Origin of the sequence: Marinobacterium stanieri, from assembly GCF_900155945.1 — a bacterium.
Taxonomy (GTDB): Bacteria; Pseudomonadota; Gammaproteobacteria; order Pseudomonadales; family Balneatricaceae; genus Marinobacterium; species Marinobacterium stanieri.
In genome coordinates, this window is the sequence record NZ_FTMN01000001.1 from 642,690 (window position 1) to 657,599 (window position 14,910).

Here is a 14,910-nt window from a genome sequence, read left to right on the forward strand (position 1 = left end):
TTCATTATTCACCTAGTCCTAACAGTGCTCTTGGCCCAAACCTTGCTCGTTCCCTGATCAATCCAAAACGAAAGGGAGTCCGTGATGGCTATTCAATTCGGTAATGCCCAGAGTTACCTCGGTATTTTGAGCAAAACCACAGCTGCGGTGGAAGCCAGTGAGGTGCACACAGCGGCAAATACCCTCCCCTCCAGCCAGGCCGGTGCGGAAAGTGCTGACCGCTCCACCCGTATTTCTGCACTGGGGCAAACTGTCTCGTCGGCAGAGGATGTTTACCCCATGGATACCGGCAAGGGTGAGAAGAACCTGAGCCTGAGTACCTATTTCAATGGCGGCTATTCCTCGCCTGCGTTGTCGCTGGATGGGCTTTTGATACCGAGTGAAAAGAACGTACGGGCACTGCAGGATCATATTTCGAAGGTATTTCCAGACTTCCTCGCTGAGCACGATATTCCCGAGGCACCGGACAGTATCCGCTATGATTCCAGCGGCAACATGGTACTACCGGCGGATTACCCCTATGCCGATCAGTTGAAAGCAGCGCTGGATGAAAATCCGGCCATGGCGCGTGAGTTGAGTACCGCCAATGCCCTGTCTTCACATCTAGCTGCGCTGAAGGAGCTGGAGCCTTTCCATGAAGAGTATGCCCAGGCACAGAGCCAGGCCGAGATAGACGCTGTTATCAACAAGTACAGCCACCTGTTGAATGACAACCGCAGCTACCCGGAAATCGCGCTAATGTTCTCGGATGATGGCACGTTGCGAATCAGTGCCGATGGCACAGCTCTGGTGTGAGTACAAGGCGCCGGGCGGGCGTTCTGTACAACCCATGAAGACGTCTATACTCACCCTATCACCTGAATCAGGCACGGGAGCAGCACCATGTCCGATGTTTCCATGAACGCCAAGGCGGCGTATTTTGCCAGGGTGCGGCACCACAACTATCTGGCCAGCCTGCGTCTTGAGGGCTTCCCGCTGGGCGAGGAGCTGGCGGCCTGCGAAGATCTATCACGCTCACGTGTGATTGCCCGCTATGCACAGAAGACACCTGACACGACTGAGACTCATGCAGGTGACCCTTACTGCTACCCGGATTCACACCTGCTGATCAACCGTCTCAATATCGACAACGCCGACACACTGGAGGCCGCTGAGCAGGCACTGACCAGCCTGGCTGCAGATCGCATCGAGTTCTGTCCGCCGCCCTACGATCTGGCCTTCATGCGCCAGCTGCATCGACAGCTGTTTGCAGATTTATTTACTTGGGCAGGTAAGTTGCGCACCACCGATATTGCCAAGGGCAACACCCTGTTTTGTACCGTACCGCGCATCCAGCCGGAGGGGGACCGTTTTTTCTCGGCGCTGGCTGATAAACACTGGCTGGCAGAACACTCGCGTGATCAGTTGATCGAAGCTCTGGCCGAAGCCTGTGGCGACCTTAACATGGTGCACCCGTTTCGGGAGGGGAATGGCCGCACGCTGAGGCTCTGGTGCGACTTTGTCATCATTAACGCCGGCTTTGAGGTGGACTGGGAGCCGGTGGACCGCGAGGTCTGGATGCAGGCCAGTATCGATGCCGCCCTGTGCGAATTTGAGACCATGCAGGCGGTGTTCAACACCTGCATAGGCTCCCGTTTATCGTCCAACTGACCTGCATCCCAAGGCCTGTTACTACGACTCAGTTTCTGCCGGTCAGTTTCTGTCGATAGTACTCGGCCATTTTGGCATTACCCTGACGCTCGTAAATCGACACCAGCGTCGAAAGCAGGCTGGTATCCGCCGGATAGCGTTCCAGCCCCTTTTCCAGCACTTCAATGGCTTGAGGTGCCTGACCGTTGGAGTTCAGGGCCACCGCGTATACGTACAGATAACGTGCAGATGACCCCTCAGCTTCGGCCGCCATCCTGAGGTACTTCAGCGCCTCGGGCATGTTCTTTTCCCGTACATAGGAAAGGCCCATCGCATGGTGAATCACCGCCGGTTGGGGCGCACTGGCCAAGCCTTCCTGCAACACTTTACGCACGGCAGATTCGTCTCCCTGCTGACGACTCAACTCGGAGAGGTTTATAAACGCCGGGGTAAAGTAAGGCGACATTTCGATGGCACGGCGGTAATACCGCTCGGCTGCATCGCGCATGCCCTGCTGCTGATAGAAGTTTGCCAGGTTGGTCAGGGATTCAGGGCGGTCAGCATTGAACTGGTTGGAGTGCACAAACACATCCAGCCCTTCTTCATACTTCTCTTTGACACGTGCCGGCAAACGCTCCATCGACAACCCCACCATGGATTGGGCTGCCAGCCCACGGGTCACGCGGCTATCGTCATACAACAGAGGCACCGTAAACACCTGACGGTACTGCGCCGGGATCTCCTCTGCGGCGGATGCCAGCGCCAGCCCCATCAGTGGCTCATCACTCTGGGCCACCATTTGCAGCAGCTGCGCCGACTCCTGTGACAGGTACTGCGGCATCAGTGTGACGGCAGTAGCACGCACGATTTCCGGCTGGGTTTTGTCCATGATCAGACGTGACAACAAACGTTCGCCCTGGGGAATGCCACTCTGCCCGGCCGCCAATGCCCAGGCGTAGTGATCGCTTTCCGGCTTGCCAAAATGTTGTTCCAGCTTATCCGCGGCCCAGTTCGCATCCTGATCGTCGTGACAAGCGGTGCAGGTATTAGGCACGCCAAGGCTGGCTGAAAGGTCCGGCCTGGGCACACGGAAACTGTGATCATTACGTGCATCTATGCCCATGAAGTTTTTCTCGGGCATGTGACAGCTGACACAACTGGCGCCTTCAGACTCCGGCTCATGCATGTGATGCGATTTCTGTGCAAACTTGGCCGGAGAATGGCACTGCGCGCAGACCTGATCGCCGTCCGCTTTCAACTCCAGACTGTGCGGATTGTGGCAGTCGGAGCAGGTCACACCGGCCTGATACATTTTGCTCTGCAGGAAAGAGCCGTAGACATAGACCTCGCCATCCACCTGACCATCCACGTGATACAGCGGCTCTCTCAGCAAACTCAGGTGAAAGTTGTTGCCAAAGGGCTGACCCGGTTTGGCATTGGGGTGTGCAGTGGATCGGCGGGAGTGACAGGCGGCACAGGTTTCCAGCTCTTTTTGCGTGGTACGCGGCTCGCTGCGCTTGGCGATGCCCGTCTCCAGGTTCATGCTCCAGGCAACGCCCTGGCGCTCATCAAAGGCCAGACTAAACCCCTTGTGTTCACCCCAGTCATAGGAAGCTGCTGTACCTTTTGCTTCGGCTTCAGCCCAGCGAACATGTTCTGAAGCCGGCCCATGACAGGCCTCACAGCTGACATCGATTTCACTCCAAGTCGTGTCGTAGCTGTCGGTATTGGAGTTGTAGTTCTTCTGCAGGTTGGTGGAGTGGCAATCCGCGCACATGAAGTTCCAGTTTTGATTCAAACCGGTCCAGTGAAGTTCGTCATCATGTTTGATCGGCTCATCCGGGTAGAGGTGATACCAGCGCTGCCCGCCTTCTTCCTCGCTGCGTGTGTCCCACACAATATTGAGCGCCTGCAGACGGCCGCCGGGAAATTTGATCAGGTACTGCTGCAGCGGATAAACGCCAAAGGCATAGGCAATGGGATACTCTGTCAGCGCCCCGTCCGGTCCGTCGGTTTTGACAAAGAACCTGTCATCCTTGCGATAAAATTCGGATACAACGCCAAAATAATCAAAGCGGGCATTATTGAAGTCGCCCAGCACTGTTTCAGCGGTCGCTTCTTGCATGGCCAGCTCATGGTGTGACCCTTTCCAATCATCGTACTCGGCTTGATGGCACTGCACGCATTGCTGACCACCGACATACTCGGCAGCAGACTCATTCTTTTTGACGTCCTGTGCATAACTTAATCCGGCGAAAAGAAGCAGCAGAAACGGCAGCAGTACATTGAGCTTGGAATGGGTATTCATCAACGACCTTATCAGTGCGCCACACTGAACCTAGACTGTTTTAATGTGAAACGGGCCTGACCCCGAAAGGCCAAGCCCGTTTTTTATAACCCGAATATAAGTTATCGACTCATTGCTTGCGAGTTAATCATCTTGCTTACACTCTCAACCGAAGTAGACATACTGGCCTGGCTCGGCGGAAACTCCTGGAACGTTTTCACGAAGTTGGCAATCTGCTTGCCGGCAGGTCCCAGAATCCAGGTACGGTTCTCGGCCCACTCATCGTAACCACGGGAGTGAATGAAACGCTCAAACGGGTCCAGCTTCAAGTTGATAATGTAGGGGCTGGTCATCGGCTGCTGAGTCGCACGGAACCATTCTTCCTGATCGGTAAAGATCAGCTTCCAGTCACCCCAGCGCATACCGTGGAAGGTAGTTTCGGTGAAGTAGTAGAAGTCCTTACGCTTGGTTTTGCCGTTATTCAGCAGCAGGTCGCTCTGGTCATAGCCATCCAGATGGACCTTGTACTTCTTGCCACCTATTTTCTTGCCTTCCAGTAGCTCAGCCTTGAGGTCCTTCTGACCAACCCATGACATCAGGGTCGGCATCCAGTCTTCCATTGTCATGAACTCACCGGTCGCAACACCTTCCGGAATATGGCCTTTCCACTTAACGACGACAGGTACACGGAAACCGCCTTCCCAGCCACCAACACCTTTTTCACCGTGGAACGGCTGGTTACCACCATCCGGCCAGGAGTTGGATGCAGCACCATTGTCGGTGGAGAACATCACGATGGTGTTATCGGCAACGCCCAGATCATCCAGCAGGCCAAGCAGCTCACCGACATCATCATCCATCTCTTTCATGCCATCAGCATAGAGACCGTAACCCGTTACACCGTCGTACTCTTCGTTCAGATGAGTCTTGTAGTGCATACGCGTAGTGTTATGCCACACGAAGAAGGGTTTTCCGGCTTCAACTGCATCAGTGATGAAACGCTTGGACTCGACCATCACATCACTATCAAGCGTCTTCTGACGCTCAGCACCAAAGGGGCCCAGGTCTTCAATCTCTTGACCACCTTCAGGCAACGCCTTGGAATGAGTGATGCCACGCAGGGTCAGACCAAACTTTTCCTGAGTTTCCTTATCCTTCGGATAATCATACTGCTCTTCATATTCACCTGCGTTCAGGTGGTAGAGGATGCCGTAAAACTCATCAAAGCCGTGCATGGTCGGCAGGTGCTCATCGCGATCACCCAGGTGGTTTTTACCAAACTGACCAGTCACGTAGCCCTCTGCTTTCAGCATGGTCGCCAGGCTAGGATTTGAATCCTGAATACCCTCTTTGGCACCCGGCAGGCCCACTGTGCTCAAGCCCGTACGCATGGGGTACTGCCCCAGCAGGAACGCTGCACGACCTGCAGTACAGGATGCCTGGGCATAGTGATCCATAAAGATCATGCCTTCATCGGCGATGCTGTCGATATTCGGTGTAGAGCCGCCCATCATGCCGCGGTGGTAGGCACTGATATTCCACATGCCCACATCATCACCCCAGATCACCAGGATATTGGGCTTTTCAGCGTCCGTTGCTGCGAAAGCTAAAGGTGCAAAAGCACCCAGAAGGATGGATAGCATCCAGGTTATAGGTTTGAGTAAATCGTTCCTTGTCATAATTCCCCCGAACAGGTTCTCGGTTTCCATTACAGGCTTAGCAGCAGATCCATCCGATTTGAAATACCCGGGGTTCAGGGCATTTTCAGCACCGACAGATAACGGCTTAACAACTGATCATTAACGGCTGCTCCCTATTTCGGAAACAGCAATGTAAATACAAAACGCACACCCCAGTCCGGCGCCGAATCAGGGCCTGCCAGGTAGGCACGTAAACCGCCGCCATAACTGACCATCTGATCACCCAACTTGGTAACTTTGGTGGCCATCAGGTTCATGGGGACGGATTCCTGGTCATGCTCCCAGTCGTATGTTGCTTCCAGGTTAAGGGCGTAGCTCAAGCCACCTCCGGCGCCGTAGTTAACGAAAGGCTGCACAAAGGTTGCACTGACATCGGAGCGATTATCTTCACCGGCAAAACTTTCCAGGTGGTTGGCCAGGACACCATAGGTCCAGGGACCCCGCTGTACCAGCGCCGCCCCGGTTGGGCCAGCAGCCCATTTCTCACTGCCCAAGCTATCGTTACTGGCGGTAGGCAGCAGAAAGGCGGGACCCAGCCCCCAGATCAAGCCACTTTCACCGGTTTCCCTGGGTGAGAGAAACAGGCTTTGCACGACATCACCGGTGCCGCTTTGGCTCCAGCCGCCGTCGTAGGTGTAATCTTTCTGGTAGCTTAGGGGAAGAATGGTACGGGAGATAAGGTTCCAGTCATCGTTGATGGAGATGGGGATAACTGGCTGGATGTTGGTGACAGATTTGTAGCCATCGCCATCAGCGCCGCCTCCAAAATCCATATTGACCTGTATGGGCACGCTGATCAGGTTGGACACCGGGTTAGCCAATTGTTTGGCCAGGTCATCCGCACTTTGGGCGTTAGCCAAACCAGCGCTACCTAGCAGAGAGCAAAGGGCAACAGCCTTGGCAGTACGACTCCGTCTTGAATGTTGGGGAGACAAGCCTCTATCCATATTGCACGCACTCCATTACTGCTGAATCTCAGTTTAAGTAGGAGTATAGAGGCATCTGAAAGGGTTATGAAAGTTGAACTTTATTACAAACGAAGAAATGGAAAAAACAGAAATGTATTTTGATATCTGAGATATCAGAGTTTATGAATTCAGAACAAAAGGGCATTAAAACAGAAAGCACCTGAATATATTGGCGCAACTTGGTTACATAAAAAGGTTTACTAATATAATGGAAGAGTGACAGCCTGGGAGCACACTCGCAGACTGCCATTACTCAGGGAAGCTATTAATAAATCATGGCATCTCAGGCTTCTGCCTTTGCAGCACGCCTGGCCGTCATCAACTTCATCAGCTTGTTACCGAACAGGGAAAGTGCCAGCAAGCAAAGAATCAGAATGGTGACAGGACGATCCAGTACGTAGCTCAACTCACCACCACTGATCTGGTAGGTATGCAGCAACGAGCTTTCTGCCATGCTGCCCAGCAGGATGCCGATCACAGCCGCCGGTACCGAGTAGTTATAGCGGCGGAACAGCCAGCCAATCACGGCGAAAATCAGTACTGTCATCGGGCCTGCAATATTGCCGGTCAGGCCAAAGGAGCCGAATACCGCCAGCGCCAGCACCGAGGGGATCAGGTAACGCATGGGCACCTTCACCACGTTGGCCAGCATGGGCAGGAACATAAGTGCCAGCGCCATCAGCAGTATCACCTGGCCGAAGTTGGCAAAGATAATGGCGTACACCACATCAGTTTCTTCACGGATAAACTGAGGGCCGCCGGTAATGTTATGCATGGCGAAAGCTGCCAGCATTACGGCTGTTGCACCGCCACCTGGAATGCCCAGTGCCAGCAGCGTTGCCATGGACCCCGCCTCGGAGGTGCTGTTGGCCGACTCTGACGCCACCACACCCTTGGGGTTGCCTTGGCCGAAGCTATCCGGATTGGCGTCACGGCGCTTGGTTTCGATATAAGACAGCAGGTTGGAAACCGATGACCCCACACCGGGTACGGCACCGACAAATACGCCAATCACACTGCCTCGCAGCAGCACCGTGGGATAACGGAACGCCTGGAAAAAGCCTTTTACGATCAGGCGAATATTCACTTTACGGGCAGCTTCGTTTTCCACCAGGTAAGGGGTGTTCACCAGACGCAGCAGCTCGGAGGCTGCAAACATGCCCATCATGGCCGGAATGACCGGCACACCATCCAGCAGGTACTCATTGCCCAGGGTGCCACGCAGCATACCGGCTTCACTGAAACCGATGGTACCCACCAACAAACCGACCATACCGGCGATCAAACCCTTGACCATATGGGTGCCGCTCAGGCTGGCAATCAGGGTCATGCCCCAGAGAATAACGGCAAACATCTCGGCCGGACCGAGCTTCAACACCAGCCCGGAGATCGGCTGGATCAGCGCAAACAGGATCAGATATCCCAGCAATACACCAAAGCTGGAGGAGCCCAGCGCCAGGCCCAGTGCCTGGTTGTGTTCACCCTTACGCGCCATGGGATAGCCATCAAAGGCGGTCGCAATCGCCGAAGAGGTACCGGGAATGTTCATCAGGATAGCGGGGACACCACTACCGAAGGAGCCGCCGGTAAAGATGGCGGTCAGAAACAGCATCGCCTGCATGAAATCCATATACAGGGTCATGGGCAGGAAGATCGCCATGGCCATGGAGATCTGCAAGCCGGGAACGGCACCGAAAATCAGGCCGATCAGGATACCGGGTACCACCACCAGCCAGGGGGTAGCACTGGAGAAGAGCAGACTGAGAGCATCAGCCGCTGCGGCAAAATCGATCATCATCTGTCTCCTGAATCAGTAATCGGTTGGCAACAGAGCCATCGGCATGGGATACGGCAGCATGTTGGCGAAGAACAGCGCCACCAGAAAACCGAAACAGAGGCTGTAGCCCAGCACCCACACCCAGCGGCGCTCGCCCTGCAGTAACAGGAAACCGCCCACAAACAGCACGGTGCCCAGATCGAACCCCAGCCATTCGAGGCTCAGAACATAGGCTGCAAAAAGCCCCATCACCGGCAGAATGCTGGCAACGGGTTCGCGATTCCGGTGATCGTCGGTTACACCTTTTTTCAGCTGAGTAAACAGATCCAGCAGGCAGAGCAGCAGGACGATAGCCGCGATAGGGACAATCAGGATAAGGTTTTCGGCACTGGCCGAGGCTTTCCAGGCATCCAGCAGATACCAGATGGTAAAACCCGCCAACCCCGCCAGAACACCAAGGTCGGCGAGCATTTTTCTGTGCAGTGTCATAGTGAAGGTCTCGTTTCAGCAGAGCATCTACTCTGAGAGGTCAACTCGAAGCTCAGATCCGTCTGAAGCGTGATCGGAGCAACTGAAGCCCCGCGTTTCCTAGTGCGCGCAGAGACACGGGGCGCCCGGCCAGTCCGGGCTACTTCAGTTGTAGAGGTTCAACCAGGCTTGAGGGCTCAAGCTCAGTCGTTCAGCAAGTGGGCGTATTTTTTGAAGGTTTCGTAGTTCTGCTTCATCAGCGCGTCAGCCTTCTCCGGGCCAACCCAAACACCACCGATGTCGCTCTTGTTGAGGAAGCTCTGAACTTCTTTGCTGGCCAGGGTGTTCTGGATAGCCGTGCTCAGCTTCTGGTAACGCTCCGGGTGCTTCTGCTTGAACTCGGTGCTGACCGCAAAGCCACGCATGGAGCCCGGCAGTACCGCCACTTCGGTGTTCATCGGTTTGAGCGCTTCGTTGATGGTCGGCGCATCCCACTTGTTGCTGCGCTCTTCGCTGACGATAGCCAGCGGACGCAGGAACTCGCGGATACCTTCACTGCCCTGGGCACTGATGGAGATCAGATCAACCTGACCACCGGCTACAGCAGAACGGGCCTTGCCGCCACTGTTATACGTCACCAGCGCCAGGTTCTCCTGCGGAATGTTGTTCACATCCAGCAGCAGGCGCAGCATCAGGTGACCGGCAGATCCTTGTACCACGGAGGCACGGACCTTGTTCGGCTCATTACGGATGGTTTCCAGCACTTCCTGCAGGCTCTGGTAGGGTGATTCCTTGTTCACCGCAATCAGATCCATGTCGAACCACTGGAAGTTCAGGTAGCTGAAGTCTTCAATGGTATAGCTGGCGTTGCCTTTCAGGATGGTATTGCTGAGGTACGGCGCAAAGGTAGACGCGAATACGGTGTAACCATCACCCGGACGGTTCAGCACATAATTGGCCGCAATCTGGGTACCGGCGCCTTTCTTGTTGATCACCTTGATCGGCTCACCCAGCTCGTCCGCCAGGAAGCTGGACATGGCACGGGTCATACGATCAGCGCTGCCACCCACACCAAAACCGACTACGAAGTTGACCGGCTTATTGGGGTAATCGCTGGCATAGGCAGTGGTGGAGGTCATCACGGCGGTGGAAGCCGTTGCAATCGTCGCGGAAGCGAGTAGCGTATTGGCCGCCAGCAGTTTGCGCAGCTTTTTCATCAGCATGAGGAGATCCTCTTCTTATAGTTTTAGATTAGCGTTAGTGCATTATTCGAACAGGCAATCTAACGCCCCAAACTGTCATGAAGCTTGCACACGCCAACTTGGTTAATGCAGGAGACCCGAATGCGGATTTTAATCATCGAAGACAACCCGACGCTGGCCGATGGCCTCAAGCAGGTGCTGGTTCAGGCCGGCTTTGCCGTCGATACACTGGCCGATGGCGCTCAGGGCCAGGCGCTGCTGCGCCAACAACTCTATGACCTTCTGCTGCTGGACCTGGGCCTGCCCGGTGTAGACGGTCGCAGTATTCTCAAGCAATTGCGCCAGCAGGGCCAGGACCTGCCGGTCCTGATCATCTCGGCACGCGACCAGCTGGACCAGCGCATCGAAGGACTGGATCTGGGCGCCGATGACTACCTGTGCAAACCCTTCGAGCTGGAAGAGGTACTGGCACGGGTACGTGCCCTGCTCCGGCGCAGCCAACAACAAGCCAACAACCTGATCCGCCATGGCACTCTTGAGCTGGATACCCGCGCCCAGACTCTGAGCCTGGATGGCGTGCCCGTGGACCTGCACCGCCGCGAGCTGGCGGTACTGGAATATCTGCTGGCCAACACCGGCCGTGTCGTCAGCAAGGAGCAGATCGCCGAACGCATCAGCTCCTTCGATGATGATGTCAGCTCAACCGCAATCGAAACCTATGTATCGCGTTTGCGCAAGAAGCTGAAAGGCGCGCTGACGCTGAAGACCATTCGCGGACTGGGTTACCTGCTGGAGGCGGACGGGTCAGATGCTGGCCGTTAATTTCAATTCGATCCGCGTCCGGCTGATATTGGGCCTGGCGCTGCCAATGATTGCAATTGGCCTGGGTGCCCTGCTGCTGACCTCCTCTCTGTTATCGGTACAGGCCAACAAGGTCTTTGATCGCATGCTGCTGGGCGCGGCACACAGCATCGAGCAACGGCTGGAGATCCGTGACGGTCAGGCGATGCTTGATATGCCCTATTTCACCCTTGATACCATGGAATCGGCCTCCTCCGAGAAGATTTTCTACCGGGTTGAGCGGGTGGATGGCGAACTGCTGGCAGGATTCAACGGCCTGCCCATGCCTGAAACACGCGATAAAAGCCCGCAGTATTACAACACCCTGTTTGCCGGCAATGACCTGCGTGCCGTGTTCATTCAGATCCCCGGCACCAGCCCCAGCTCAAGCGTGTATATCCTGGTGGCCGAGAGCCTGCACGGGCGTGACCAGTTCACCTTCGATATCCTCAATGTGCTCACCATCATGGCGCTGCTGACCATGATACTCACCATGATTACCGCCATGCTGGCCGTGCGCCGAGGCCTGTTACCGCTGAAACACCTGAGTGAATCAATCAAACACAGCGCCGAGCAGGAGCTGAAGCCACTGCACAGCCAGGTGCCGCCGGAGGTCCAGCCACTGGTCGACAGCATCAATTACCTGATTCAACGGGTACGTGACAACATCGAGCATATTCAATATTTCAACGCCGATGTATCGCATCAACTGCGCACCCCGCTGGCCGAGATCAAGACCCTGTCGGAACTGGCCCAGAAAGAGCTGGTGTCCGGTTCAGCCGACCCACAGGCAAGCGCACCGTCTCAGCTGGCCCGGTTTGAACAGATTGAACAGATCACCGATTTCCTGAGCCGCACCACTCAGCAACTGCTTTCCTATGCGAAAACGCGGCAGAGCCTGATGGATCAGCAGATGCTACAGCCGCTGGAATTGGGCGCATTTTGCCGCGAGCTGGTCATGCAGCAGGCCCCGCGTATCTATAAGCGTGGTGGCGAGATCGAGTTTATCTGTGACCAGGATTCACCGGTTTGGGTACGGGCCGACAAGCTGATGTTGACCGGTGCCCTGACCAACCTGATCGACAACGCCCTGATCTATGGAGTGAAAAATGGGCAGCCAGGCCTGATCAGCGTGACCGTCGGGCACGACAACCAGAGTGGCTGGCTGTGCGTTCAGGATGAAGGGCCGGGCATTGAAGAAAGCCAACTGGCCTCGGTCACCGACCGCTTCGTACGTCTGGACCAGCAAACACCGGGCACCGGATTGGGGTTGGCGATTGTGCGCCAGGTCTGTGATATCCATCAGGCTCAGCTGGAACTGCGCAACCGCAGCCAGGGTGGGCTGGAAGTCTGCATACGCCTGCCGTTGGAGCTCAGTGCACCTGAACACTCGGGAACAGAGGCATAACAGCCTTTATTGTTCTGCGGTTGCCAGCGCACTGACAGGCTCATGCTGAGCAAAGAAATCCAGCATATCCTCAAATACGGGCCTTCGGTCACGCAGCATCCAGGTCAGACTTGCCAGAATGCCGACGTGATCAAGGTCAGGATACAGACGGGTGCTCACCTGCCCTGAACGCGCCCGTATCCGCTCACTGAGCAGATCGATATTGCGCCGCCACACCAGCGTGTCCTTCTCCCCCCACAGCAACAGCATGGGCGGCTCGTCACCCTCAATATGGGTAGTGGTTTGCATCTGTGGATAACGCTCGGGCGGGCCGAAGATATCGATCAAATCCTCTTCATCGGGGACAAAGTCGTAGGGGCCAGCCAGGCCGGCAAAGGCACGTACAATTGCGGTGGGTTTACCCTGAGCCTGGAGATAGCGCTCATCGGCAGCCAACAGGGAAGCGATGTGTGCGCCGGAGGAGTGCCCGGCGATAAATAGCCGCTCGGGATCACCGCCAAAGCGCTCGATATTGTCGTGTACCCAGGCAACCGCCTGAGCACCATCATGCACAAATGCGGGAAAGCGAACCTCAGGGTATTTACGGTAATCCGCAATGACGGTGACATAACCCTGGTCGGCAAATGCCTTGCCAACGAAGGGATACATGGACTTGTCACCGTCGGTCCAGCGACCACCATGGAAAAACACCAATACCGGGGCGTCCCCACGACCAGAATCAGGCCGGTAGATATCCAGCTGATGCAGCTCATCCGGTCCATAGGACTGATCCTGCACAACGGCTGCGCCCCCCACTCTGGCGGGAAGGTTTGCAAGCCCGAGCCCCAGCTGGGTACAACCGCTTAGCAGCAGCGCTCCCAGAGAAAAGAAAACCGCTTTCATGTTCATCCCTGCACTACAGAATTGATATATGTCTCTACTCTATATACAGACATTTGGTTTTGTCGTGGCTTAGTTAAAAGTGTAGTAGCCAACCGACAACAGACCCTATATCGTCATTGGAGTAGCTGGCGCATCCGTTCCTGAAAGCGCTCGCTATTGGGCAACACATACACCTGCAACAGAGTGCACCGCTGAATGTTTGGCAAAAAAGATGACTGGCAAAGCAAATACAAATCTCTGGTACGCGAGTCCGAGCAGTACGAGAAGAATGCTGCCACCGCCGTTGCCCAATTACGCAGTCTCGCCATGCAGCTGGACCTGGCCACTCACGGCCAATCACCGGAGCTGGATGCTCTGCTCAATAAGCTGAAATCCGAGCTGGATGCAGGCCGGCTGGAGCCTGTTCAAGGATTACTGCGCAAAACCGAGAAGCAGGTGCGCAAACTGGAAGGGCCACGTGCGCAGCTGGTCGAATCCCTGCTGAAACAGCTCAAAGAGTGGTCCAGCATGCTGATGTTGCAGGACAGCGAAAGCACGCATAGCGACGCCCTGACCGGCATCAGGCTATCACTGGAAGCTCAAGAAACCGACCTGCACCAGCTCCCGAAGATTATGTCGACCCTGCTTGGCGTGCAGAAAAAGCTGATCCCGGCAGATGTGTCCAAAAACAGCGAAGACGACCTGTCCCAGTTCAGTGAGGTGATCAGCGCACGCCTGGCAACCCGCATGCTGGAACTGCTGCAGCAGCTGAATGTGCCACCCAAATATGCTGAGCGCGCTCATGGCCTGATCAAGCGTCTGGAAAAAGCACCTGACGCCGAGACACTGGAATACTGCCTGAAAGACATGTCGGACCTGGTACGCAGCAGTGGTGGTAACCTGGAAGCCGATATCCAGACCTACCTGCTGAACCTGAACGACCAGCTGGCGTACCTGCGCAGCTTTGTGGACAGCACCGATACGTTGGAGATGAAACAGCGCAAGCGCAATAACCTGCTTGATCAGACCGTGCGCCAGGATGTCAGCAACATCCACAATACGGTCCAGAACACCCATGACATCAACGAATTGAAACAGTCCGTCAGCACCCAGCTGGCCGATATCATTCGGGCCATGAATCAGCACAAGGCCAGTGAAGATGAGCACATCAAGGCATTGCAGGAAGAGAAAAACGCCTTGCTGTCACGGCTATCGGAAATGGAGCAGAGAGCAGACTCCTTCCGCCAGCGGGCCGAAGACGCCCATATGGAATCCAGAACCGACCCGCTGACCTGCCTGCCCAACCGACTCGCCTATGATCAAAAGTTTGCCGAAGAGATTGAACGTTTCCAGCGCTACGGCACTGCATTTTCTCTTTGCGTGGGCGACCTGGATCACTTCAAGTCGATAAACGACCAATACGGCCACTTGGCCGGCGACAAGGTCTTGCGCCTGACGGCCAAGGTGCTGCTGAACAACCTGCGCGGTGTGGACTTTGTCGCTCGCTTTGGCGGTGAAGAGTTTGTCATCCTTCTACCTTCCACCACTGGCGATAATACGCATCAGGCGGCCGAGAAAATCCGGCAGGCCGTTGAACAAAGCCCGTTCAACTTTCAGGGTCAGCCGGTCAGTATCACCATCTCCCTCGGCGCCGCCGAGATCCGCGAAGGGGATACTGCCGAAACCCTGTTTAACCGGGCCGATGAAGCAGTCTATGCCGCCAAGGGGGCTGGTCGTAACTGTGTTCGCTTTGCTCGTTAAGTCTCACAG

The 14,910-nt window shown here is 55.5% G+C and carries 12 protein-coding genes; 5 read left to right on the forward strand and 7 right to left on the reverse strand.

The window, feature by feature from the left end; all coding sequences use genetic code 11:
* Positions 1-84 precede the first annotated feature (84 nt).
* Both BW956_RS02975 and BW956_RS02980 read left to right on the forward strand, forming a co-directional pair.
* The gene (locus BW956_RS02975; protein WP_076460686.1) at positions 85-795 is read left to right on the forward strand and encodes a hypothetical protein; all 711 of its coding nucleotides are present in this window, start codon (positions 85-87) and stop codon (positions 793-795) included.
* 87 nt (positions 796-882) lie between these two features.
* Positions 883-1,650 (forward strand): YhfG family protein, encoded by a 768-nt coding sequence (locus BW956_RS02980; RefSeq protein WP_217695080.1) that lies wholly within the window; start codon positions 883-885, stop codon positions 1,648-1,650.
* 28 nt (positions 1,651-1,678) lie between these two features.
* Here BW956_RS02980 and BW956_RS02985 read toward each other — a convergent pair whose 3' ends face one another.
* From BW956_RS02985 to BW956_RS03010, 6 genes are all read right to left on the reverse strand, one after another.
* A complete protein-coding gene (locus tag BW956_RS02985) occupies positions 1,679-3,937 on the reverse strand; it encodes a multiheme c-type cytochrome (protein WP_076460688.1) in 2,259 nt (752 codons plus the stop codon).
* Positions 3,938-4,038: 101 nt separating this feature from the next.
* A complete protein-coding gene (locus BW956_RS02990; protein WP_217695081.1) occupies positions 4,039-5,595 on the reverse strand; it encodes an arylsulfatase in 1,557 nt (518 codons plus the stop codon).
* A 134-nt stretch (positions 5,596-5,729) separates the two neighbouring features.
* Positions 5,730-6,476, reverse strand: a complete 747-nt coding sequence (locus BW956_RS02995) for a hypothetical protein (protein ID WP_217695082.1) — start codon at positions 6,474-6,476, stop codon at positions 5,730-5,732.
* Between the two features lie 391 nt (positions 6,477-6,867).
* Positions 6,868-8,379, reverse strand: coding sequence for a tripartite tricarboxylate transporter permease (locus tag BW956_RS03000; protein WP_076460694.1), 1,512 nt, complete (start codon positions 8,377-8,379; stop codon positions 6,868-6,870).
* Between the two features lie 15 nt (positions 8,380-8,394).
* On the reverse strand, positions 8,395-8,850 hold the full coding sequence (locus tag BW956_RS03005; RefSeq protein ID WP_076460696.1) for a tripartite tricarboxylate transporter TctB family protein: 456 nt from the start codon (positions 8,848-8,850) through the stop codon (positions 8,395-8,397).
* 182 nt (positions 8,851-9,032) lie between these two features.
* Positions 9,033-10,052: a Bug family tripartite tricarboxylate transporter substrate binding protein gene (locus BW956_RS03010; protein ID WP_076460698.1), complete on the reverse strand. Its 1,020-nt coding sequence runs from the start codon at positions 10,050-10,052 to the stop codon at positions 9,033-9,035.
* Positions 10,053-10,172: 120 nt separating this feature from the next.
* Between BW956_RS03010 and BW956_RS03015 the strand changes: the two genes are divergently transcribed.
* Both BW956_RS03015 and BW956_RS03020 read left to right on the forward strand, forming a co-directional pair.
* A complete protein-coding gene (locus BW956_RS03015; RefSeq protein ID WP_076460700.1) occupies positions 10,173-10,853 on the forward strand; it encodes a response regulator transcription factor in 681 nt (226 codons plus the stop codon).
* Positions 10,840-12,279, forward strand: coding sequence for a sensor histidine kinase (locus tag BW956_RS03020; protein WP_076460702.1), 1,440 nt, complete (start codon positions 10,840-10,842; stop codon positions 12,277-12,279). Before BW956_RS03015 ends, BW956_RS03020 begins: the two co-directional genes overlap by 14 nt.
* 6 nt (positions 12,280-12,285) lie before the next feature.
* On the opposite strand, the gene BW956_RS03025 is transcribed toward BW956_RS03020, so the two are convergent.
* Positions 12,286-13,161, reverse strand: a complete 876-nt coding sequence (locus tag BW956_RS03025; protein WP_076460704.1) for an alpha/beta hydrolase — start codon at positions 13,159-13,161, stop codon at positions 12,286-12,288.
* Positions 13,162-13,356: 195 nt separating this feature from the next.
* Here BW956_RS03025 and BW956_RS03030 point away from each other — a divergent pair, with 195 nt between their 5' ends.
* The gene (locus BW956_RS03030; RefSeq protein WP_076460706.1) at positions 13,357-14,901 is read left to right on the forward strand and encodes a GGDEF domain-containing protein; all 1,545 of its coding nucleotides are present in this window, start codon (positions 13,357-13,359) and stop codon (positions 14,899-14,901) included.
* The last annotated feature ends 9 nt before the right edge of the window (positions 14,902-14,910 follow it).